This is a genomic window from Mesorhizobium sp. M0862, assembly GCF_040319795.1.
Classification (GTDB): Bacteria; Pseudomonadota; Alphaproteobacteria; order Rhizobiales; family Rhizobiaceae; genus Mesorhizobium.
In genome coordinates, this window is record NZ_JAMYOJ010000016.1 from 96767 (window position 1) to 118005 (window position 21239).

Here is a 21239-nt window from a genome sequence, read left to right on the forward strand (position 1 = left end):
TGCTATTGAATGGGTCGTGTGCTTGCTGTGAGTTTTCGGGAGGTTGTCCATTCGGACCGAACCGGGGAGACTGGGTTGGAAAGGCGGGTCTGGCCTCGATATTGACCGGACTTCTGTGTCGAGAGGTCCAGCCCGCAGAACTTTAGAAACTGGCGATGATGACCTAAGCGGCGAAGATCGCCGGCTTCGGCAATGACGGTCAATGCCTTGATCGGTCCGATGCTCGGGATTTGTCGCAGGAGCTGATAATCCTGGCTGTGCCGCAGCAGATCGTCGGCCTGTGCTTCGATCTCATTGCGTTGCCGGATCAGGCTGCGTGCTTCGTCAATGACCATCCGGAACATGCGAATGGCAGACGCATCAAGTGGCAGCGGCAATCCGATCGATGGGCGCGCCGTCTCGAAAATATCCATCAGAATCTGTGTCTTGCTGACCTTGCGGCCGACGACATCCCAAGCTGCTGCCACAAACTCCTCCTTCGTCAGCGCCGTGATGCTTGCTGGGGTCGGAAAGGCATAGAGGAAGGCAAAGAACCAATCGCTGCGGCTGTTCCCCCGGAAGCGATCGATCTCGGGAAAATACAGCGGCAGGTAGTGTGTCAGGATGCGGTGCTGGATCTCGGTCTTGGCTCTGGCGATCGCTTCATGTGTCTTCGACAGTTCCTGCACGTCGTTGATGCCGGCTCGCAGCGGATCATGGTAGACCTGCGTCGCCTGGATCCTGAGCATGTGTAGGATCACCTGGGCATCGATCTTCTTGCCGAATATGACGCCGAAGGCCTTAAGAAGCCCAGGCATCTGTTCTCGATTTTGCCTACTAGGCTGACGAGAAGGTCGCGTGCCGACAGCAGCACCCGCACGACACAGGTGCCGTGGCTCTTGGTGCGAACCTGCTTAAACCATCCGGTCCGTCCGATCTGAGCAAGGCCCGCCGCTCGTGGCGGCCCGATTTGTTCGGCATCATCGAGAGGGCGGCGCTTGACACGATCGGAAGTCAGCGCTTCGTTAACTCGTTCCAGAGCCAGATCGCAAGCGGTCACGGCTCCATGCCGATCCGCTCCGTCTCCGCAGTTCCACAGTCCCGCCCGCATCTCCCGGTCGGGCCCGGGTAGCCATTGCGCTCCAAGGCGGGTCTGATCGCTACGGCGGCGCCCGCCACCATCTCCATCAGTCGGTTCGGCGACATAGCCAATCATCTCCCGTAAGAGAAGTGCTTTCAGGCAAGTTCCGCAGGTTCAAGGAGATCGTTGACGGCGCCGCCACTTGGGAGCTGCGTCGAGCGCATGGTCGAGCTTGCCGCCCAAAGGTACGTGGCTTCGAAACGCGTGTGATTGCGCCTCATTCGAAACCGCTGCGCGGGTGGTCGCCGACATACGACGGGGCGCAGGCGCCTGAAACGAACCCGTCGGTCACGACGGAGCAATCCTGCCGCCTGACCAGGCGCGTGGAAAAGTATCACAACGGTGACCACAGCGTCGCTTCAGGCCGTCAAAAGCTATTGCCGTGCGTCAAGGCGGGCTAGGTGACCCGTCGGAAGCCGGCACCAGCGGCTTTGTCGGGACAAGACACATGCTATTGGGATTTGGCCGCCGCAGCCGCGAGCATCGCTTCTCCCATCGCAATGGCCCCTTGGGCACGCAGCATTTCACTAGGGTTCTGAATATCGCGCACCTCTTTGTTCTGGCTGAGTTTTGATTTTCCAACCAGGCCGGTGATCTCGATCTCCAGGGCGACGATTGCGTTGACCATCGTGTCGATGAAGTCCTTCGGCGCGTCGCCCATCTTCCATGGGACCGGCTGCGAGGTTTCTTGCATGTGAGTGAGCTTCGCCACGTTGCGGCGCACATACCGCTCATCATCCCGGACAGTGATGCGTCCGTGGGCATGGACGACGAGATAGTTCCACGTCGGCACCTGCTTGTGGAATTCATGCTTGCTTGGATACCAGTTCGGCGAGATGTAAGCGTCGGCCGCACGGAAGATAACGAGGACTTCATCGCCATTGGCGACTTCCTGCCAGACTGGATTCTTGCGGGCAACATGGCAATTGAGGACGCCCTTGTCTCCCTTCGAGCGGTCAAGCTCAAAGGGGACGTGGTTCGCGTCGAGGATGCCTTTGCTGTGGGTGACCAGGATACCGAGCGGGTGTCTCTCGATAAGGTCGAACAGAGCGTTCTGATCGGGGACGGCAAAATGGGGCGGAACGTACAACGGTATTTCTCCTGTCATGAATGGCGGCTGTTTAGTGATCGGCAAAATCTTACGGAGCGGGCCCAGGCATCTTCGTTGCCGTCGACGAGCGCCGCGCATCTCGCTGTCCGCCACGCTCAAGGACGGCCATCGAGAAGTGGGCGGGCACATCAGATGCCGCCGCGTATGAATGCGGTTGGTCAGTGACAAGCCGCGCACTCTCGCCTTCGCTTATAATTACCGCATGGGTACCCACCACAACGCTCAGGGCACCCTGACTGACCGAGATCAGCTCGCGCGTATCCGGACTATGAGCGTCCGCGGAAAACACGTCACCCGGCATCATGACCCAGCTCCACAGTTCGAACATCGTGCGCCCCGAGGTCGATGAATGAAGTTGTGCAAAGCTTCCTTTGGCGCTTGTCCAAAGCGTCCTCGTCTCTGTCCGCTCAATAGGAAGGCGAACTGTGGAAGCCTCGTCATTCAGCAAATCGGCCACGGAAAGCGAAAACGCCGCCGCCAGCCGACACAGTATGCCGATACTGGGGTTCGCCCTACCCTGCTCCAGCGCGACCACGGTTCCCTTCGATAGGCCACTTAGTTTAGCCAGGCGATCCAGGGTCAGGTTTTGGTCACGCCTCAAGTCTCGGATCCGGGCCGCTATCGCTTGCCCAAGCGCCTGCTCGGCATCAAACGCTGTCGTAACATCGGTCATTATATTGACTTGGGTCCTCGGCTCACGTATTGCGGTCAGTATAATGACCGGCGCGAAATTGCAACTGCCCGTTAGGAAGGAAATAACCATGCGTTTTGAGACGAAGGCGATCCACTGCGGCCGAGGTGTCGACGCGTCCACGGGGGCCGTATCCATGCCGCTGCACACCAGCACGACGTTCGAACGAGGCGCCAACGGGTCATTTCCGTCCGGCTTCGAATACACAAGGGATGGAAATCCGACACGCAATGCGTTCGAGGCGGCCATGGCGACGCTTGAGGGAGGGGAAGACGGCATCGCCTTCGCTTCGGGCATGGCCGCAATCGCTGCAGTTTTCGAGAGCCATCCGTCGGCGGGTCGGATCGTTCTGCCGGATGACATGTATTTCGGCATTCGTTCGCTGATCGAAGAGACCGACATTGGGTCTCGCTTCGACTTTGCCCCCGTCGACATGCGCGATTTGGACGCTTTGCGCGCCGCGGTGACATCGAAGCGGACTGGCCTCGTCTGGGTCGAGACGCCGTCAAACCCGATGATCCGCGTTGTCGACATTGCGGCCATCTGCGCAATCGCGCACGAGGCAGACGCCTTGGCGGTGGTGGACAATACGTGGGCCACCCCAGTGCTTCAACTGCCACTCGAAATCGGGGCAGACGCGGTGATGCACTCGGCGACAAAGTACATTGGCGGCCACTCGGATTTGATGGCCGGTGTCGTCATTGTCCCAAACGCGTCACCCCTCGGTCGCCCATTGCGGATGGTCCAGAAACACAAGGGCAGCGTCGCAGCGCCCTTCGACTGTTGGCTGGCGTTGCGGGGCCTGCAGACATTGCCGGTCCGCATGCGCGCCCATTGCGAAGGCGCCCAGAAAGTTGCCGAGGCCCTGGCGTCTCATCCGCGCGTCGAAAAAGTGCTCTTTCCTGGTTTGCAAACTGATCCGGGACACGATCTTGCTACGCGGCAAATGAGCCATTTCGGAGCGATGCTATCCTTTATCGTCGAGGGCGGAGCCGATGCTGCAATGGCTGTGGCCGGCCGCCTGAAGATTGTTGTCCGAGCGACAAGCCTTGGCGGGACGCATTCTCTGATAGAGCATCGCGCATCCGTTGAAGGTGCGAAGTCCAAAGCGCCAGGCGGATTGCTGCGAATTTCTGTAGGGCTTGAACATCCTCAGGACATTGTCGATGACCTGATGCAGGCCCTAGGCGAAACCTGCAAAGCGGGAGTCCAATGACGGATGCAAGAACTCTGGCGCCGCTTTACGTGACGGCTGGCGCAGCCGACGATCGGCAGAACAATGTTCCTGCTGAGTAGAACGCACGTCCTCTGGTGAACCGCTACCGCCGTGTCGCATCGTCTCGGGCGTGTGGTCGCCTGGGTGATGAACGTCTTCGGGTTTCCGGACGATGGCCACGCGCTCGACCGGATAGCGGAAATACCCAGATTTGCCGTTGACCTACTGCTGCTCGACCTCGTCGGAGATCGCGGTCAACAGATGGGATGGATGTGCTGGCACTACGGCAGTTTGACAAGCCGGCCACCGGGGCGCTAGCACCGTCCAAAGCCAAGAGTCGCAGGGCAGAACTGACCGCACCCAGCGGGCTGCGGGACCCATCAGCTAACGGCCAGGTTGGTACCTCAACGCGCATCAGCACCATGGATGTCACATTGTCCTTGTTGCGAGCGCGATCTCGGAACTTCGTTGTGACGCAGTCTGTGCACAGAGCGCACCGCTGTAAGCAAATGAGCGGAAGAACGACACCCAGTGGAGGTGAGAAGTGATGCGGCGTCAAGATCCTCCGCGCTTTGCGGCAAACACACTGATCCCTCTTCAAAACCCGGTCTTTCGTTCTATCTGGACAGCCACGCAGATCTCCAGCCTTGGCTGGCTGGTGCAGAGCGTGGCTATAAGCTGGCTCATGGCCACGATTTCAGCCTCCGATCTGATGGTTGCGCTCGTACAGGCTGCGTCGACCCTGCCCGCCTTCTTCTTGTCGATCCTTGCTGGAGCCATTGCAGACAGCTTCAGCCGCCGCGGCGTGATGCTTGCCGGACATTGCCTGATTGCACTGGCATCCACGGCGCTGGCACTCTCTGTTGGACTGGGCTTTGTCAGTCCATGGCTGATCTTGGGACTGAGTTTCTTGGCCGGATGCGGCTTTGCCTTGAACGATCCAGCCTGGCACGCGTCGGTCGGCGATATCCTGGAAAGGCGCGACATACCCGCTGCAGTGACGCTGATGTCGGTGGGGTACAACGTGGTTCGGAGCATAGGACCGGCGCTGGGCGGTGTAATCTTGGCTTTGCTGGGCCCCCTTACGGCTTTCGCTTTCGCTGCGCTGAGCGACCTGGTCCCGTTGAGCGCTGTCCTGCGCTCGAAGTGGCAAGTTCGCTCTTCGCCTCTTCCGCGCGAGCGGATGACGACGGCCATTCATGATGGCATGCGATTCACGGCAATATCCTCGGAGATCAGAGTGGCGATTGTGCGTGCAACCCTGTTCGGGCTGTCAAGCATCTCGATCCTTGCTCTGCTCCCCCTCCTGGTGCGCGACCAGCTGGCGGGAGGGCCCATTGTTTACGGCGTCCTGTTGGCCGGCTTCGGCACAGGGGCCTTCATCGCCGGCATTGGCAACAGCCACTTGAGACGCATCACGTCCCAGAACCGTTTGATCACGCTCGCATCGGTTGCTTGCGCAGCGTGCTGCCTTTTGATGGCTCTCACATCGTCGGTGGCAGTGGCGGCGATCGCGCTTGCAATCGGTGGCGCAGGCTGGGTTGTCACCTGGACCGGAACTGACGTGTGTGTGCAGTTGGCAAGCCCAAGGTGGGTCGTTGGTCGCACCCTGTCCATCTATTACGCCCTGACCTACGGCGGCATGGCAGCGGGCAGCTATATCTGGGGTGCTGTCGCACAGTACTATTCCCTAACGTGGGCTTTGGAAGATGCTGCAGCGGCACTGTTGCTGGTTGCAGCTGTGGGAAAGCTATTGCCGGTGCGGCTATGGGAGGAATCGGATCAAGCGGCCTTCGATTTCAGGCCACCAGAACTGGCCCTCCCTTTGAAGCCCAGGAGCGGCCCGATCGTGATCAAGGTGGAGTACTCGATACCCGAGGAGAGTATCGAGGAATTTCTGAGCTGCATGCGCGAAAGGCGGCGCGTTCAGAGCCGCGCCGGTGCGCGGAACTGGACCCTCCAGCGCGACCTTCAGAAGTCGACTCTTTGGACCGAGACATTCCGCACGCCGACATGGACGGACTATCTTCGTCTAAACCATCGGCTAACGGTGACTGACAGGGAGTTAGACGAGCGCCTTTCCGCTCTGCAGATCGGTGATTCTCCGCCTCGTATCTCACTTTCAATCGAGCGGCCGACAACCCCCGCCCCCGGCAGCCAAGTCCAGCCTGTGCCTTTTGTATCGCGCCCTTAGGAACCAAGACTTGTCTGGCTTGGACGCAGACGAGCTACTCCTCCTTTTGTCGAGTCTGCCCGGATTGCAAATCGTTCCGGCCGGTTAGGCGAGCATGAGGCTTCGCGTGGCAATTGTGCCGATCACGGGTTCCATGTTCAGCCCGACCGCCTCTGCCGCCAGATCGGCTTGAGCACGGATTCAGGTCGCCTGTCCTCTGCATAGCGGCGAGCAACGAAGTGCAAGGGGGCGGAGGGGGCTCCCCGTCTGCGCAGCGGGCAGAGGAGGAATCCGCAAGGCGGCTTGCTGGGGCGCGGGGCTCCTGCGCGACAAGCAGGTTTTCCCCCGGTCTGATCCGACCTCGACCCCACATGCTGCAATGACCGTGCGGCACGGCGCGATTGATCGGGTCTCATGCCCAAAGCTGCCTTGGTGCCAGCGCGCGACCCGATGTCCTTCGGGGGCTTGATCGCGCCGGCACCATGGCGCGGCAGAAGGCTGCCGAGCTCGTCTGGCATGGCCGCTGAACGCGTCGTCGCCCGACGACCGAAATCTTCGGCATCGCAGCGAGCTTTTTCCCGTTACAAGATCCTCACCGGGACGGGCTGCCAGTTCACGCGAGCCAACAGCATGCTTGCCCGCAGGGGCGACCGCCGCTTCTGCTGATCTCGGGAGCAGAATAACAATAGCCGGCTTCGCCGTACCGCGGCTGCCAAAAGCCCCTGGCCCTGACACGAGGCGCCAGCCACCTTTCTAGCTGGTGGCCGATTTGGGAGCGGCGCCGATGCCCAACCAGGGCGGCACGCTTTTGGGACTCACTTTTTTGGCAGACACTGAATTCTCCGCCAAATGAATGGTCCGGGCAACTAGCAGGCGGAGGAACTCCGTCTGGACTGAGTACCAGTTTCAGCGCGAACAAGAAGGTTCTTAGCCAGATCACGAAACGCCAGGCCCGCTCCTTTGCCGTCCGATCGTCCAGGAAATCCCCTCGGCTCGCACCACGCCAGACACCTCCTTGCCGATATGATGCTCAAGCGCCGGCCGCCAGGGCACCAGCGTGAACTCGCGCGATTTCTCGATGACAGCGTATTTTCCGCCGGCGAGCTCGACGCAGCTTCGGAGCGTGCCGTTTATTCGATTGCCATGCTGCGCTTCAGAATACGAGAGCCCGAGTTCGTCCGAGAGCTGACTGGCAACACGGTTCAGCTCTCGTTGGCGCAGCATTGAAAGCATGTTGGCGCGATAGATGACCCGATCCTGCGCATCATGGGCAAAACCTTGCGCGATCAGCCACTGCTGTCGGCGGGCCTGGACCTGACGTACTTCGCGACCGAAGCCAGAGTCGCGCAAGGACTCAGGGTGGGCTGATACCAGCTCTTGGTCGATCCAGGTGGCGCCGTCGAAGCCTACTTGGCTCTCCAGAGGCATTGATGAGAGCTTGTCGACGACAACAGGCTGGGCCCTCGCTCGCTGACGCTCGTAATCCGCGACGCGGTTGAGATGGTCGGGCGCGACTGTCCATGTGCCGTCCGGCTCGCGCTCGACGCCACCGGTCGCACGGCGGATCGCCTCCAGTCGCCGCACGTGCGTTTCGGCAAAGCGTTCGGTGGCCGAGGGGTCATGCTTGAGATGGATATCGATGCTGTAGCGCCCGTCGTTGACCGTGGCGATGGCGGCAATTGTGCGGTCGACTTTTCTTGGCCCGGTGTCCCTCGGCCTGACCCGCACTATGCAGCCCTCTGGTGTCGGTTGGGTGGCCTCGCCTTTGCCGATATCAAAATAGTGGCTTTTGCCGTCCACGCCGTCGACGACGAGGTAATGGCGGTCAGTGATTTCGTCGGCCAGCCCGCGCCCGACGACACGTCCGACCACGGTTTGGGCCGACCCGTCGGATCGATCGTGGATAAGATAGTCGGCGGCACTGCGGACGAGCCCCTTGCCGGTCAGCTCGCGATGGATGGTCTTGATAATGTCGCCGCGCTCGCCGATGCGACGTAGCGTGGCTTCGAGCTCATCCTCCAGGCGCCAGCGACCCGCAGGCATCTCCTCGGCGAGGCCCATCCGCTCGAGCTTGCGCAGGCGGCCCTGGTGCAGCGTCTGGCGAAAGGTGTCTCGGCTGGCCGGTGAGACACGCCCCTCATCGTCGCGCATGCGCATCAGCTGCCGGTCGATGCTGGTGAAGCGTTCCTGCTCCATCTCCTGGCGCAAGCGCTGCTCGATCTCGCGGTCGGTGCGCGGGCCAAGGTCGAGGCTAACCAGTTCGGCTGCGCGCTCGCGCAGGCCAGAGGAGATGTAGTCCCGCGCGATGACGAGGTTTTCGCCGTAATCGTCCCTGCCGCGCACGATGATGTGGGTGTGAGGATGGCCGGTGTTGAAATGGTCGACGGCCACCCAGTCTAGCCTGGTGCCGAGGTCTTCTTCCATTTGCGCCATGAGGCGCCGGGTGAGCGGCTTCAGGTCATCATACTCGATACCGTCTTCGGGGGCGACGATGAAGCGGAACTGATGACGGTCACCGTTCGCGCGATCGAGAAAGGCCCTGCCGTCGGCGCGGTCATTGTCGGCAGCGTAGAGCTCGCCACGCTCGCCTTCCCGGGTGACGCCGTCGCGCTGGAGGTAGCGGAGGTGCGCACGAGCTCCGTCGACTCCCTTGCCGGCCAGCTTGACGATGCGTGCCTTGACGACTGCGCGCCGCTGCCGAAACGCCGCGTGGCGGTCGCGTGCTCTAAGAACGGCGGCAGCAGCCCCGCCGCGCCCCACCCGGCTTCCGATGAAGCGGCTGCCGCGTCCGCTTCTGCCGCCTGCTCGGTTGACCGCGGCCTGGACCTGGCCAGCGTAGCGTTTGCCCGCCTTCGAGCCGCGCGACCCAATTTTGCCGAGCCTCGGCGTGAATTCGTCGTCCTGCATGCGGCCTCCGATGAACCAGCAGCAAAATCAGAGGCTTGCGCGTCAGACCCTCCTGGACCCGCAGGCAACCTCCTGGGAAAACGATGTGCAGACAAACACTTCGCCGCCTCCAGGAGGCGATGCCTTTATCTTGCCTTCCGCGGACCTGCCTCCCTGCCCCCCGCCCGAACCACGGTAGCCGCTGCCTCACCTGCGATCCGGCCGGCCTGACCTTGCTCGCTCCGATCCGAGCGGCACCAGGAGTTGGCCATTCGGGCCGGTCACGGAAACACCGTTTCGGAGGAAAAACAGCGACTGCCCGGACGGGATTCCCGGCGCGGTTTTGGAAGGGGATTTGTCGGTGAGCGCGTCCATATCGGCGGCCGAAATGCCCGCCGCCTTGACCTCTTCCAGATACGAAACCGTCTCGCTGGGCAGTGGCCGCCCACGCTGCAAATGCTGTTCGTAGCGCTCCGGCCCGGCGTTATAGGCTGCAAACAGGCCTGGAAATCCGAAGCGGTCATACATGGCGCGCAGATAGGCAGTGCCTGCCAGAATGTTGTCGCGAGGGTCGTGCGGGGCGGCTCCCAGGCCAAGCTCTGCGCGCAACTCCTCGTAGGTGCCTGGCATCACCTGCATCAGGCCAATGGCACCGGCGCTCGACGTGACCGGCCGTCCATCGAGCCTTGTCTGCCCCCGGCTTTCGGCATCCATGACGGCATAAATCCAAGTCTGTGGAATGCTGAAACGCCGGCTTGCTTCGGCTACGAAGGGCTGCCATCTTGCAAGCTGCGGACTATGGGAGATGACGACCGGCTTCGTGTTGGTCGCGGCGGAACAGGCGCATGGTGCGAGAGACAGCATGCCCAGCATCAGGAGGGTCACTCGGTCCATAGCGGCACGAGCCTCCCGATGATATTTTCGGTCGGCACCGGCCCGAAATAGCGGCTGTCGAACGAGCGATTTTTATCGCTGCCGAGTAGGAAAACCTCGGCATCGGCGAGCTTTCGGCAGGCATTCCACCAAGGCAGCGGACGGTGCTGCGTGTCGGTTGCAAGCCGGCGCGCGGCGAGTTCGCCGCCGATGATGATGGCGTCGCCGAAGGTGCAGACATGCTCGCCGGGCAGCGCGGCAAGGTGCTTGACCAGCGGCACGTTGCTGGGCAGATAGAAGCGTTCGGCGGCCAGATCGACGACCGGTTTTGGCGGGCGGACGAGTACGAGATCACCAAGAGCCGGCGATCCGGACGCGACGCGATAGAGGCCGACCGGCGCACTCGCCGAGGCGTTCCAGACCAGCCAGGGCGATGGTTTGCCGAAGGCGGCGAAGCCGATCAGGGCAAGGCCGATTGTGGCAACGACGATCGTCTTGCGGGCTCGAATGCGACGCAGATGGCTGCCGATCAGACGGATGGTGGGACGCCGGCTCATGAGCGGCCTCCCTCACCGGCCGAGCCGGATTCGTGCCCGCCATCCTCGGGCGCGGTCTCCTGCGCGTGCCCCTTCGACCAGTCGTCGAGTTCGTCGATGTGATAGCGGACATAGCGGCCGTGCTTGCGGAATTGCGGGCCACCGCCTTTGAGGCGCATCTTCTCCAGCGTGCGCTGGGACAGCCCGATATAGAAGGCCGCCTGCGCGGTGTTGAGAAACGGACTGCCCTTCTTGGCGCGGGCTGCGCGTTCGTTTTCGTCGTCCATGATGATCCTCGGTTCGTTACTGGCAAGCGAGGCGAGGATCGGCGAGCGAGATCGTTTTGGGGACGGGCGAAGAGTGGGGGGCGAGTTTTCGCCGCCCCCTTCGGCGGCCTCACGGGTCCTGAGAGAGGCCCCGCGCCGGTGGCGGCGCGGGGCTTTCCGGATCGGCCGGTCAGTCGACCGGGTTCCAGATGATGGCGTAAGTGTCGTCGTCATCCTGGCCGGCGGCGCGGCCGAGATTGGCGTAGAGCTTGCGGGGGCCAAACTCGGGGGCGGCAATCGACAGGCTCACATAGTCCTTGCCGGAGGTCTCGCCGGTGCGGATCCAGCCCGCACCCACTTCGACCCCTTGCGTCAGCACCCGGAAGTCGGGATGGGTGTCGGCGCTCTTTGCCTGATTGGGCACGATATCGATGTCGGCGCGGACGCTGAGCGTCTTGAGCTGGCCCTTGTAGCCGCCGTTTTCCTGTTTGGTGACGTATCCGATCGCGGTCATTTCCAGTCTCCTCTTGGTGCTCGCAGGGGACCATTCCCCTGCGATGGCGGACCGTGATGGGCGCGTCCGGACCGCCGGAACCGGGATGGCCGCAGCGATAGCGGAGGACCCGCGCGGGCAGCTTTTTTGAAGCGAAGCGGCGCGAGGAAGCCGCCGCAGGCGGCGGGGAAAAAAGCTGCCGGCGAGGGTTTCGGGCGGGCCTGATCCGCCCATAGGTCGACAAGCCAGCCGCAGGGGAATGGTCCCTGAGACACAATGGAGACAGGTGGCGCGATCGGTGACACAAGAAGCCGGCGGCAATGCAGAGCGCCGGCTGCGCGGGCTCTGTCGGCAACCGGATCGGACAATTGGCCCCATGCGCCTTTGGCGCCTCAGCAAGCAACCCGGCGCGGTGCGGGGCTGCCGAAATGGGGCGAACTGGCGTCCGGAATTTCTCGCGCGCGGCCTGGCTCGACAAGACGCCCAATCGGCAGCCGGCGTGGCCCGTAGCGGCGCGCGCGACCTGAGCGGCGGTAATCGAGAGAACCGCCGCTCGGGCCCTGATCGACTATTCGCGCACGAACAGCGGCTGCACCTGTGTCCACTGATCGGCGGTGCGGAAGCCGCCGCGGCTGGTGTAGCTTTCGGCCGGGAATTTCATCCAGCGCGGCAGCCAGGTCTCGACCCTGGGGCGGCCATTCTCGCCCGCCAGGAAGTCGCGGATGATGTTCTTTTGCGTCTTGACCTTCTCGGCGACATTGCCGTCCGCGACCAGCTTGCCGCCGACGTCGGCCAGCATCGAATTGGCGATTTCCTTGTCGCGCAAGAGGTCGAAGAAGGCATCGTCCGGTTGCCACCATATGCCCATGTCGACGTTCAGGTGGTTGCCGAGCGCCTCGATGACGGCGCTGCCGGCTGCAAGCGTCTCGGCCATGACAAGGGTGAGAACGCGCATGACATCGTCGTCGCAGAGCGCCAAGAGGCGCGCGAACACGCCGGCGATAGCAACGGCGTCGCCATTGCCGCCGGCGACCAAGCTATCCTCATCCGGTGATCCGAGCAGGGCCAATACCTCGCGCCGCTTTTTGCCGAATGCGGCTTCAGCCTTGCAGCCGGCAAGGCTGGCAGTCACCGTCTCGTTGGCTGCGCGCTGCGGCTCGGGCCGCACCTGCCACAGGCCCGAACCGGTGATGGCGTGCGCCACCACGAGGCGCAGCGCCACGGCGGGATGGTCGAGCATGGCCGCGCGCACGGCGGCATGGCGATGCAGATCGATATAGTTCTGCATCGGGCCGGTGACTTCGGGGCGCGGCAGCTTGGCGGCTGTTTCTTCTTGCTCGCCGCCCTCGCGGGCGCGGCGGGCTTCCTTGCGTGACAGCCAGCCCTCGTGACACTCGACCTCGCCGCGATGCGAGACAGTGATGACGATCTTGCCGCCCTTCTTCTTCGGGGTCTTCTCGTGGTCCCATGCGTGGAAATACTGGCCCGGTTCCAGCAGCACAACCTCGCTCCAGCCCTCGTTGAGATAGGTGTCGCGTTTGGTGGCAATCGCTTCGTTCTGCTTTTGCCAGAACAGGTCGGCATCGGCGAAATAGCTGTCCTCGCCGAACAAGTCCGAGGTGATCAGGCCGGGATACTCCTCGATGGCAAACAGCGCCACCTTGGTGGAAATCGACTGGCCGCCGAACAGCCATTGCTTCAATTGATAGCCACGCGGCGCGTATTGATCGGGATCGGCACAGAGTGCCAGCCAGTCCTTCTGCTGCGCCTTGGAAGCCATGGTGAGATGGCGCACCGTCTCGGTATCGATCTCCTCGCGCCGATAGGCTTCGCGGATTTTGGGCAAGAGGTCGCCAAGCGCCAGAATGCGTTTGACCTTGAGATCAGTGATGCCGAAGGTCACAGCGATGTCGGGAACGGTGCGGCCTTGCCTGACAAGCCGCGAAAACGTCTCCCATTGCGATACTTCGTCAGGATCGAGGCGGGCGAGGTTTTCGATCAGCGAAGCTTCCAGCGCATCGGCGTCGTCACCGTCCTCCATGATGGCGCAGGGCAAGGGATCGCCTTCGCCGCGCTCGTCGGCAAGCGATTTCGCGGCGAAATAGCGCCGCCTGCCGGCGACGATCTCGAAGGTTTCCGGCTGGCCGTTCGGCCGCACAAGGAGTGGCACCAGCACGCCGCGCGCACGCACGGAGGGCAGGATGTCGGATATGTCGGGCGCGCGTTTTCCATGGCGCATGTTGAGCGCGGAAATGTTGAGCTGATCCAAGGGAATGTGGGCAAGCTGCATGGTTACTCTCCTTTTGCTTTGGATAAGGTTGTCCCCGCCGCAGAGGCCGAAGGCCGGCGCGGCGGGACGTTTTTGCGCCTATCGGCGCTGCTGTTCCGCCGTGTCGGGCGGAAGCTCGGAATGGGGCTTTGATAGGGCGTCTGCTGCCTGCCGCAGCAGTCGCTCGGCCTCGGTGACGTGGCCGCAAATGCGGGCGGCTTCGGCATAGACGGAGAGCGGAAAGCGCGCTTGGAAATGCAGGCCGCGCTCTATGCCGAGGCCAAGCGGACCTTTTACGGATGCAAGCTCGGCCAGACTGACGCTGCCAAGTTCGGGGAAGCCGAAGCCGAGATCGCAAAGACCGAACAGAGTGTCGCCATCGGCGTCGAGTTCGCTCAGAAGCCAGGTCGCGGCACCTGTCGGATTAAACAGTTTCACAACGGGAAAATGGTCGATGTCGGCGCCGGCGGCGCCATGGGCGAGCAGTCGTGCGCGCAGTGGATTGGTGATCAGGATCATGGAAAGACTCCTTGTCAGAACGGGTCGCGTTGATTTCTTGCGTCCGGCGGGAGAAAGGCTCCCTGGACCTTCCTCTGATCCGCCTCACCATTAAGAGGCCGACTTCGAGCAGCTTTGCGCCGCGCGCGGACACATCGGCGCGTCCATCAGGAGGGTTTGCCCGCGTGGTGATGGGCTGGACGCCAGGAATGAGCATCTGCTCCTTTGCGGCGTCGGCTCGGTCGCGGCCAGTTGAGGATCGCGCATCGTCATGCCGCAATCCCTTCTTGCGCCTCGCCTTCGGCATCGGCCTGAAGGCCAAGCAGGAAATCGGCGGCCTTCGAGGCGAGGCTGGCGGCACGGAAGATGGCGCGGTTGTCCTCGCGCAGCACCTTCAGCCATGAGCCGATGTAATCGGCGTGACGCACGGTCGGCTCGATACCGAGATTGCCGCAGACGAAGGCGGCAGCGATTTCGGCGACCAATTCTTCACGCGCGTAGGCCTTGGAGCCGAACGAGCCGGAGAGTTCGCGAGCAAGCCGCGTCGGGTGGCCGGTCCAGTGGCCAAGCTCGTGAAAGCAGGTTCGGTAATAGTCGATCTGCTGATGGAACGCCGGCTGCGGCGGTACCTGAATGTGGTCGCTGCCCGGCATGTAGAAAGCGCGATCGCCGCCGACCCTGAAATCCGCACCGCTGGCGCGAATGAGCGTCTCGGCCTGCGGCACGATCTCGCACTGAGGCAGAGGCTCGGCGGCGGCATGGAGCTCTTCCGGAAGATTATCGCACTGCGCGACATTGAAGACCGTGAAGCGCTTCAAAAAAGGCACCGCCAGTGGTTCATCGCCCTCGTGGCGAGCGCGCTCCTTCTCGTCCTTGGGGACAAAGCGGTCGGCATGCACGATGGTCGTGCCGCGCTCGCCCTTCCTGACGTTGCCGCCATGGGCAAGCGCCTGCCGGAAGGTCAGCCAGTTCTGGCTGGGATAGCTGCGCTCGATGACGGCGCCCCACAGGATGAGGATATTGATGCCGGAATAGGTGCGCCCCGTGGACGCATTCCTCGGCAGGCCAAGGCCTGCTTTTGCGCTGCCCCATGGCTTGACCCATGGCACGGTACCGCGCTCCAGTTCGGCAATGATGCGGTCGGTGATCTCCTGATAGAGGCTGGCGCCCGGGCGCCTGCCCTTGCCTGCGCCAGCCTCTGTGCTGGTGGTACGCTTGCTGTTTGCACGCATGTGTTATCCTCCGCTCACCAATCGCCGCGCCTTTCCCCGGAAGCGGGGTGGGCGGCGAGTCGCGACCGGAAAGGCCCGCCGTGGTAGGCGGACCGCATCCGAAGGACCGGAACGAAGAGGAGGACCCTGCGCGGCACGCGAAGGGTTGCGGGCTGCCGCGGCGGGCCTAGAAGGGAGTGCCGCCCACCCCGCGCCCACCGGGAAAGGCCAACCGACAAACCGCGCCGCCCGCAAGGGCGGCGACCGTCTCAGCCCGAAGGGCTGCCCACGCCAAGGGGCGAAGCCGAATGGCCGAGACCGCCTGAGCTTGCCGAAGAAAAGCGGGCTCGGTTCACGAGCACCTGATGCGCGTCGTCAGGCGCGCGGGCGCCCGCTAGGACCGGAGGCTGGACAGAATCTCGCACGGATCAGCGTCAAGGGCCGCAGTTATGTCGAGAAACTCGATGACGTCGAGACGCCGCTCTGCGCCCTCGTACTTGGCCACGAAGGATTGGGGACGACCAAGCTTGTCAGCCAGCTGCTTCTGGGTCAGGCCTTTGGTCTTGCGCAGCAAAACCAGCCGGGCCAGGAACCGCTGGTGGCGGGGCGATCGAAGGGATTTGGGCATGGAGGCGAACCGGTCGGGTAAAGACCGGATCAGCGACTAATCCCGGTTTCGGATTATCCCATTTTGGGATATACTGCGTGCACTCACAGGCGAGATCCGCAGGCATGAATGGACCAATGGGAACAGATGAGACGCGAAGCTCAACTTTGAGCGATGAAGTCCCCTGGTCGGAGAACCTCACGAGCTACGACAGGGAGCATTTCAAGATCTACCTGCGGATCCTGGATGCCTGCGCCGACAATGCCAGCGAAAAGGAGATGGCCGAGCGCATTCTCGGCATAGACCCGTCCATTGACCCGGTCCGCGCCCGCAAAGCTCTTCGGAGCCATATCGACCGTGCGAACTGGATGATGACGACCGGCTACAAGGAACTGTTCGCCGGCTGATGCACAGCGCCCACTGCCACGTGTTTCGAGCAGGCAAGTCTCTGTAGCCAAATTCGGCAGCGCACGGCCGCGACAGCCGGCGCTGCGGGAGCGGTCACAACTGGTTCGCGTGCTGTTTGACTGCCATTTCCAGTGCTTGCATCAAAGGCACAGCCTTGGAGAAGAGGAAGCCTTGAGCGGTTCGGCAGCCAAGCTTGTGCAGGGTTTGCCGATCCGCCTCTGTTTCGACGCCCTCGGCCATGACCTCGATCCCGAGCATGTCACCGAGTTCGATGACCGATTTGACAAGCAGTCGGTCCTCTCTGGACTTAGCCAAGCCGCGAATGAAGCCCTGGTCTATTTTCACCTTGCGTATCCGGCGATCCTTGAGAGATGCCAAGGTAGAAAAGCCGGTGCCGAAGTCATCGAGCGCGATGGAAATACCGGCATGCGAAAGCCGTCCGAGCTTTTCATCCACTCTGTCCGGGTCCACCGGCGATTCTTCGGTAATCTCGATTTCGAACATCGTTGCAGGCAGGCCTCTTGCCGCCAGACCATCCAGAACCATGTCGTCGATATCGCCGGCTTCCAGTTCGCGCGGGGAAACATTCATCGCCACACGAATGTTACGACGGTCAGCTTTCACCAAGCCGTCGATAAAAGCACAACAGTCGGCGAATACGGTTTGCGTCAGCAGCTGAAGCATTCCGGTTTCGCGTGCGGCTGTGATGATTTCGGGTGGAGAGATGGCACCATGTGTCGGATGGGACCATCTCAGCAAGGCTTCAAAACCGACCACGGCCTCGGTGTCGAGTTTCACGATCGGCTGGAACCAAGGTTGCAATCTTCCCGTCTTTATCGCCGAATGAAGGTCCCGTTCGATGGACTGGCGGCGTTGGAGTTCCCGGTCGAGTTCGGCATCGAACAGGCAAAATTCGTTCCTGCCATGGCGCTTGGCCGTATAAAGGGCGATATCGGCCCGCAACAGCATTTCAGTCAGGCTCGACGTCTGCGCCAAGTATATCCCTATCGATGCCCCGACGCGCACGGACGCGACCCCGATATAGGGGCGAGCAATTTTGGCTATGATATTGGAGGCGAGATCACTGGCAGAAAGCGAAGCTCTCGTTGAGGGAAAAACCAGCACGAATTCATCGCCGCCGATACGAGCGAGCGTTGAGCCTTCCGGTGCTTCCTGCTCTATGCGGCGGGCGATCATGACAAGCAGTTCATCACCGGTCCTGTGACCGTAGGTGTCGTTGACCGATTTAAAGCCGTCCAGATCAATCAGCATTGCCACGAAGGGGCCATCCGCGGTCTTGAACCGACCGATGGCGTGTTCAAGGCCCCGCCTGTTGAGAAGGGCGGTCAAATGGTCCTCCCTGGAGTTGCGCTCCATTTCCGACGCAAGTCGCTCTGCCTCATGTCTCAGGCGGCTTGCTTCGCGGAAGCGCGCCTGCCCAACAAACGAAGCTCGGACCAAGCCGCCCATGAAGAGCAGAACGGTGAAAGCCAGAATGTAGCGTTCAAAATTGCCTTTCGCCAAAAGGCACGCCACCGTGATGAGGAGTGGAGGTGTGATGAAGCTGGTCGCCGCCGTGGCATACGAACTGCCATATGTAACCGCACCAGCTGAAATGCCCGCCAGTATGACCAGATGCATCGGTGCTTGTGGTGTTGTGTATCCAACAGTCAGCACGGCCGGGAAGGACCAGGCAAACCCTGCCAGAAGGGCAAGGACGCCAAACATGCGAAGGCGCGGCAAAACGCCAAGCAAATCCTGATGGCTCCCCGTTTCCTTTAGCTGAAAACGCGCGAGTGCAAGCCGGGCGGCATTTAGCGCATTGACGACCAGGAACCAGCTTGCAGCGGCAAAGCCGCCGCCAGAAAGGGCCTGCACCCCGCAAATCAGGCCTGACAGGATCGCGCTTATCGGCATCGACACGAAGAGCCCGGCCCTCAGGTCAGCAAGCTGATCCTGACGGATTTTGGCCTCCAGCGATTCTTCTTTCTTTAGGGGTGCCATGAATGGACCAGTTTGCTTCCGTCATTGTTCGCGAGGACCAAACCTATGCAAGCCCACTGAAGGACGGGTTAACTACCCAGCGAGGGTAACCAGTGCGCTCACCATGCTTCGGGTCACACCTTTGGCTTAGCATTGCCGAATCATCAAGGTTTCGCCCGCGCGCGTGCCTTGATCCGAATTATGCCATGATCGGCAACGTCACCAGGAAGCAGCCTGCCCGCGACGCCGCGAGCCAGCAAGACAAAGAAGCCGCGCCGAGACAGCGCTCCAGAGTAGCGCTCTGTGCGATTCACCGCCTGAGCATGGCCGAAATGCCATGGCGGACAAAGGGAAGATGTTGGGCAAAGCGGAGCCCAGCATGTCTTGCAAGCCGTGCCGCCGGGTGCTCGCTTGAGTAAAGACCGACAAGCATGTTGGTGGCATGATAGAGCGGCGCCGCCGACAGCCGCAGCCGGTTTTCGTATCTACCGAGCATGTCGGGATCGGCAATGTCGCGGCGGGCGCGACATGCTGTCAGTATTTTATGAGCGAGTTGCTTCTGGCCGCTTAGGCCTATGTTGAAGCCATGCGCGGTCACCGGGTGCATGCCGATGGCAGCGTCTCCTATCAGTGCCGCACTCGGTGCCGAGAACTTGTGCGCCCAGGTCGTGACCAGCGGATAGGCATGGCGGGTGCTTGCCAGGGTCATCTGCCCGAGGCGTCCTCGACACCGGTTCATCAATTCCATGAGGAACAATTCGTCATCGAGAACAGACAGTCTATCGGCCTCGATTGAGCGCAAAGTCAGAAGCAGCGACGACACGCCTTCCATGAGCGGCAACATCGCTATGGTCTGATGGTGGTCGAACCATTCGACCGCGATCTGGTGATGGAAGCGCTCGTGCCTCACTCGGCAAATCAGCATGGAGTGGCCAAGCGGATGGATGTCGGCGCCAATGCCGAGCAGGTCGCGCATCGCGGACAAACGCGAATCCGCTGCGACGAGCAGCCGAGCGGCCAATTGCCTGCCATCAGAAAGCGCTATGACCGCCTCGTCGTCGCTGGTTGTTGCATTGACGACCGAGTTGCCGCACAGCAGCCGGGCATGATCCTGGAAGTAGACAACTTTGAACAGGGCATCGCGGATCCGACAATTTGGGACCAGAAATCCGAGTGGTTCCCCAGATCCGCTGGGAGTATCGAAGCACAGGGCGAAAGGGCTCGATCCGTTGAGCACGCGCGCGCGATGAAGCGGTGATTTGTCCGATGCGGGGATGGCATCCCAGGCGCCGAGCTCGCGAAGGATTCTCACTGATGCGTGGGTCAGCGCGATCTCGCGACCGTCGAAAGCCGGATTCGCCAGGCTGTCGAGCGACTGCCGTTCAACCACTGCCACCTTGAGTCGGCTCCGGGCGAGCGATGCTGCGAAGGCAAGTCCGACCGGCCCAGCTCCGACGACAATGATGTCGAATGTGTCAACAGAGCCGGCCATCAGCGTGCCGCCATAGCGTCTATCTGCGATACGAAGCGCTCTTGACGCATCGCAATCACCCACGGTTTGCACATCTCCCCAGCGTCGATAGACATGCGTTCTCCGTTGGAAGCCTGGTCAATGAAACCATGCCGATGAAGAGATAACGCTGATCTGGATCAACCAGGCTCGACAAACCCGGCAACGGCGGGTTCAGGGTCGAGTGGTCGATTGCCGCGAAAACGTTGCATGTCTAGTCATTCTGAATGGTGGGCTTCCCAATCGCGGTGCCCCTCCTGGCCAAAAGTTCGTCAACGTATTGCCGGCTGATCCGTTCTTCGCACGCGCGGCGATATCGTCACAACGCGGGCGATCGCCAGCTAAAGATTCGGTCGATGACGACCAGCATCCGCACAGTCGTTGACGCCGCCAACCGGTTCAGCCTCGCGGCTCTTCCCGATCGATAAGGATCCGCTGGGCGGAGCCGTCGAGATCTTCGTATTGGCCGCTCGTCAAGATCCACAGGAAGCCCCGGTCCAAGCCCCACCAAAACAGGCAGCGGCCATCGCATTCCCTCAGGACGGGCGTCTTCGCTGCCGACAGCGTGCTCGCCAACCATGACGGGCGCTATCGCCGAAGCAACTCGCCGACGGCCTCATGTCCAAATGATGTGGGAAGGGAGCAGAACCAAAGGGACTCTGCTTGGCGTCCCCGCTTTTTCCGCAGCTTCGAAACCGTCACCGAACGGATCCGTACTGAGGAGGAGGCCGTCCTTGACTTGCCCGACGCCGGCAACCTTCTCAGCCGCAACAATCGCTGCCTTCCGCTGACGCTCGTCGACAATCGCCCCCTTCAGTTCGACAAGGCCGTCGCTGACCCTCACATCGATCAAGTCGCCACCGCTCCAGGTTTGTGACTGCAGTTCGGCAAGTATCGCGTTGCGGATCAGGTCGTCATCGGGTGGAGTGGTTCCCTGTTTCGGCATGGCGCGGATCAGGACAAGCAGCAAATCAGTTCGCGTGATGATGCCGACGACCCTTTCCCGATCGACAATCGGCACATTGTTGATGCGATGTTGCATCATCAAGTCGACAATATCTGCAATCGAGGCGCCAGGAGGCGCCGAGATGACGGGTGTGGTCATCACCTGATGGATGATCCGTCCGTTCGAGCGCACATAGTCATTGGCGGTTGTGCCCGGGCCAAGATCAAACTCCAGCCAGCGCGGACGCACACGCTGGGTTCCGAGTTCCTCTCGGCGCAAGAAGTCGCTTTTGCTTACAATGCCAATCAGGGTGCCGTCGCTGTTCGCTACCGGCAGGCAGCTGACCTTGTTTGAAAGCATGCGCTCGACCGCTTCGGCGATCGTCGCGTTCGCAACCGTCGTGATGACTGGTTTCGTCATGATGGATTCGGCTTGCATCCTC

The 21239-nt window shown here is 61.7% G+C and carries 18 protein-coding genes and 1 pseudogene; 3 read left to right on the top strand and 16 right to left on the bottom strand.

The genetic code is table 11. The annotated features are described in order from the left end of the window. Positions 1–77 precede the first annotated feature (77 nt). The 3 genes and pseudogenes from NKI15_RS22665 to NKI15_RS22675 form a co-directional block, all read right to left on the bottom strand. A pseudogene (locus NKI15_RS22665) lies at positions 78–749 on the bottom strand (transposase); the annotation flags it as partial. Between the two features lie 822 nt (positions 750–1571). After that, the gene (locus NKI15_RS22670; RefSeq protein WP_352887096.1) at positions 1572–2210 is read right to left on the bottom strand and encodes an FMN-binding negative transcriptional regulator; all 639 of its coding nucleotides are present in this window, start codon (positions 2208–2210) and stop codon (positions 1572–1574) included. 49 nt (positions 2211–2259) lie between these two features. Then, positions 2260–2904, bottom strand: a complete 645-nt coding sequence (locus NKI15_RS22675) for a helix-turn-helix domain-containing protein (protein ID WP_352887099.1) — start codon at positions 2902–2904, stop codon at positions 2260–2262. A gap of 43 nt (positions 2905–2947) precedes the next feature. Between NKI15_RS22675 and NKI15_RS22680 the strand changes: the two genes are divergently transcribed. Together NKI15_RS22680 and NKI15_RS22685 are read left to right on the top strand one after the other, a co-directional pair. Continuing rightward, complete coding sequence (locus tag NKI15_RS22680; protein ID WP_352887102.1) at positions 2948–4138, top strand: trans-sulfuration enzyme family protein; 1191 nt, start codon at positions 2948–2950, stop codon at positions 4136–4138. Between the two features lie 547 nt (positions 4139–4685). Next, the gene (locus NKI15_RS22685) at positions 4686–6332 is read left to right on the top strand and encodes an MFS transporter (RefSeq protein WP_352887104.1); all 1647 of its coding nucleotides are present in this window, start codon (positions 4686–4688) and stop codon (positions 6330–6332) included. 915 nt (positions 6333–7247) lie between these two features. On the opposite strand, the gene rlxS is transcribed toward NKI15_RS22685, so the two are convergent. The 9 genes from rlxS to NKI15_RS22730 form a co-directional block, all read right to left on the bottom strand. Then, on the bottom strand, positions 7248–9218 hold the full coding sequence (rlxS, locus tag NKI15_RS22690; protein WP_352887107.1) for a relaxase/mobilization nuclease RlxS: 1971 nt from the start codon (positions 9216–9218) through the stop codon (positions 7248–7250). A gap of 186 nt (positions 9219–9404) precedes the next feature. Next, the gene (locus NKI15_RS22695; RefSeq protein WP_352887110.1) at positions 9405–10091 is read right to left on the bottom strand and encodes a lytic transglycosylase domain-containing protein; all 687 of its coding nucleotides are present in this window, start codon (positions 10089–10091) and stop codon (positions 9405–9407) included. Next, positions 10079–10627 (bottom strand): S26 family signal peptidase, encoded by a 549-nt coding sequence (locus NKI15_RS22700; protein ID WP_352887113.1) that lies wholly within the window; start codon positions 10625–10627, stop codon positions 10079–10081. Before NKI15_RS22700 ends, NKI15_RS22695 begins: the two co-directional genes overlap by 13 nt. Further along, on the bottom strand, positions 10624–10893 hold the full coding sequence (locus tag NKI15_RS22705; RefSeq protein ID WP_352441132.1) for a helix-turn-helix transcriptional regulator: 270 nt from the start codon (positions 10891–10893) through the stop codon (positions 10624–10626). The genes NKI15_RS22700 and NKI15_RS22705 overlap by 4 nt, the downstream gene beginning before the upstream one ends. Before the next feature lie 169 nt (positions 10894–11062). Further along, positions 11063–11386 carry a DUF736 domain-containing protein gene (locus tag NKI15_RS22710; protein ID WP_023672372.1) on the bottom strand — a complete coding sequence of 108 codons (324 nt, stop codon included), beginning with the start codon at positions 11384–11386 and terminating at the stop codon, positions 11063–11065. Between the two features lie 547 nt (positions 11387–11933). Beyond that, a complete protein-coding gene (locus tag NKI15_RS22715) occupies positions 11934–13655 on the bottom strand; it encodes a ParB/RepB/Spo0J family partition protein (protein WP_352562163.1) in 1722 nt (573 codons plus the stop codon). A gap of 78 nt (positions 13656–13733) precedes the next feature. Further along, on the bottom strand, positions 13734–14153 hold the full coding sequence (locus NKI15_RS22720; protein ID WP_352659089.1) for a DUF2958 domain-containing protein: 420 nt from the start codon (positions 14151–14153) through the stop codon (positions 13734–13736). Between the two features lie 248 nt (positions 14154–14401). Beyond that, positions 14402–15364 (bottom strand): ArdC family protein, encoded by a 963-nt coding sequence (locus NKI15_RS22725; protein WP_352659091.1) that lies wholly within the window; start codon positions 15362–15364, stop codon positions 14402–14404. A gap of 373 nt (positions 15365–15737) precedes the next feature. Next, positions 15738–15971, bottom strand: a complete 234-nt coding sequence (locus tag NKI15_RS22730; RefSeq protein WP_023694857.1) for a helix-turn-helix domain-containing protein — start codon at positions 15969–15971, stop codon at positions 15738–15740. Positions 15972–16075: 104 nt separating this feature from the next. Here NKI15_RS22730 and NKI15_RS22735 point away from each other — a divergent pair, with 104 nt between their 5' ends. After that, positions 16076–16357, top strand: coding sequence for a DNA -binding domain-containing protein (locus NKI15_RS22735; protein ID WP_081725593.1), 282 nt, complete (start codon positions 16076–16078; stop codon positions 16355–16357). A 94-nt stretch (positions 16358–16451) separates the two neighbouring features. Here the strand turns inward: NKI15_RS22735 and NKI15_RS22740 are convergent, their stop codons facing one another. The 4 genes from NKI15_RS22740 to NKI15_RS22755 form a co-directional block, all read right to left on the bottom strand. Continuing rightward, positions 16452–18362, bottom strand: coding sequence for a putative bifunctional diguanylate cyclase/phosphodiesterase (locus tag NKI15_RS22740; RefSeq protein ID WP_023808103.1), 1911 nt, complete (start codon positions 18360–18362; stop codon positions 16452–16454). Between the two features lie 289 nt (positions 18363–18651). After that, entirely contained in the window at positions 18652–19833 is a 1182-nt protein-coding gene (gene ubiM / locus NKI15_RS22745; RefSeq protein ID WP_352887147.1) for a 5-demethoxyubiquinol-8 5-hydroxylase UbiM, read from the bottom strand. A gap of 417 nt (positions 19834–20250) precedes the next feature. After that, a complete protein-coding gene (gene ccoS / locus NKI15_RS22750) occupies positions 20251–20367 on the bottom strand; it encodes a cbb3-type cytochrome oxidase assembly protein CcoS (protein WP_352886926.1) in 117 nt (38 codons plus the stop codon). A 100-nt stretch (positions 20368–20467) separates the two neighbouring features. Beyond that, on the bottom strand, positions 20468–21235 hold the full coding sequence (locus tag NKI15_RS22755; protein WP_352447885.1) for a CBS domain-containing protein: 768 nt from the start codon (positions 21233–21235) through the stop codon (positions 20468–20470). Positions 21236–21239: the final 4 nt, after the last annotated feature.

What these genes read in the sequence shown, in the direction of transcription:
- NKI15_RS22680 (WP_352887102.1), top strand. Translation starts at nt 2,948, where the DNA reads ATGACCGGCGCGAAATTGCAACTGCCCGTTAGGAAGGAAATAACCATG.
- NKI15_RS22735 (WP_081725593.1), top strand. Translation starts at nt 16,076, where the DNA reads ATGAATGGACCAATGGGAACAGATGAGACGCGAAGCTCAACTTTGAGC.
- NKI15_RS22715 (WP_352562163.1), bottom strand. Translation starts at nt 13,655, where the DNA reads ATGCAGCTTGCCCACATTCCCTTGGATCAGCTCAACATTTCCGCGCTC.
- NKI15_RS22700 (WP_352887113.1), bottom strand. Translation starts at nt 10,627, where the DNA reads ATGAGCCGGCGTCCCACCATCCGTCTGATCGGCAGCCATCTGCGTCGC.
- NKI15_RS22710 (WP_023672372.1), bottom strand. Translation starts at nt 11,386, where the DNA reads ATGACCGCGATCGGATACGTCACCAAACAGGAAAACGGCGGCTACAAG.
- NKI15_RS22740 (WP_023808103.1), bottom strand. Translation starts at nt 18,362, where the DNA reads ATGGCACCCCTAAAGAAAGAAGAATCGCTGGAGGCCAAAATCCGTCAG.
- NKI15_RS22725 (WP_352659091.1), bottom strand. Translation starts at nt 15,364, where the DNA reads ATGCGTGCAAACAGCAAGCGTACCACCAGCACAGAGGCTGGCGCAGGC.
- rlxS (WP_352887107.1), bottom strand. Translation starts at nt 9,218, where the DNA reads ATGCAGGACGACGAATTCACGCCGAGGCTCGGCAAAATTGGGTCGCGC.
- ubiM (WP_352887147.1), bottom strand. Translation starts at nt 19,833, where the DNA reads ATGGCCGGCTCTGTTGACACATTCGACATCATTGTCGTCGGAGCTGGG.
- NKI15_RS22705 (WP_352441132.1), bottom strand. Translation starts at nt 10,893, where the DNA reads ATGGACGACGAAAACGAACGCGCAGCCCGCGCCAAGAAGGGCAGTCCG.
- NKI15_RS22675 (WP_352887099.1), bottom strand. Translation starts at nt 2,904, where the DNA reads ATGACCGATGTTACGACAGCGTTTGATGCCGAGCAGGCGCTTGGGCAA.
- NKI15_RS22695 (WP_352887110.1), bottom strand. Translation starts at nt 10,091, where the DNA reads ATGGACCGAGTGACCCTCCTGATGCTGGGCATGCTGTCTCTCGCACCA.
- NKI15_RS22685 (WP_352887104.1), top strand. Translation starts at nt 4,686, where the DNA reads ATGCGGCGTCAAGATCCTCCGCGCTTTGCGGCAAACACACTGATCCCT.
- NKI15_RS22720 (WP_352659089.1), bottom strand. Translation starts at nt 14,153, where the DNA reads ATGATCCTGATCACCAATCCACTGCGCGCACGACTGCTCGCCCATGGC.
- NKI15_RS22730 (WP_023694857.1), bottom strand. Translation starts at nt 15,971, where the DNA reads ATGCCCAAATCCCTTCGATCGCCCCGCCACCAGCGGTTCCTGGCCCGG.
- NKI15_RS22755 (WP_352447885.1), bottom strand. Translation starts at nt 21,235, where the DNA reads ATGCAAGCCGAATCCATCATGACGAAACCAGTCATCACGACGGTTGCG.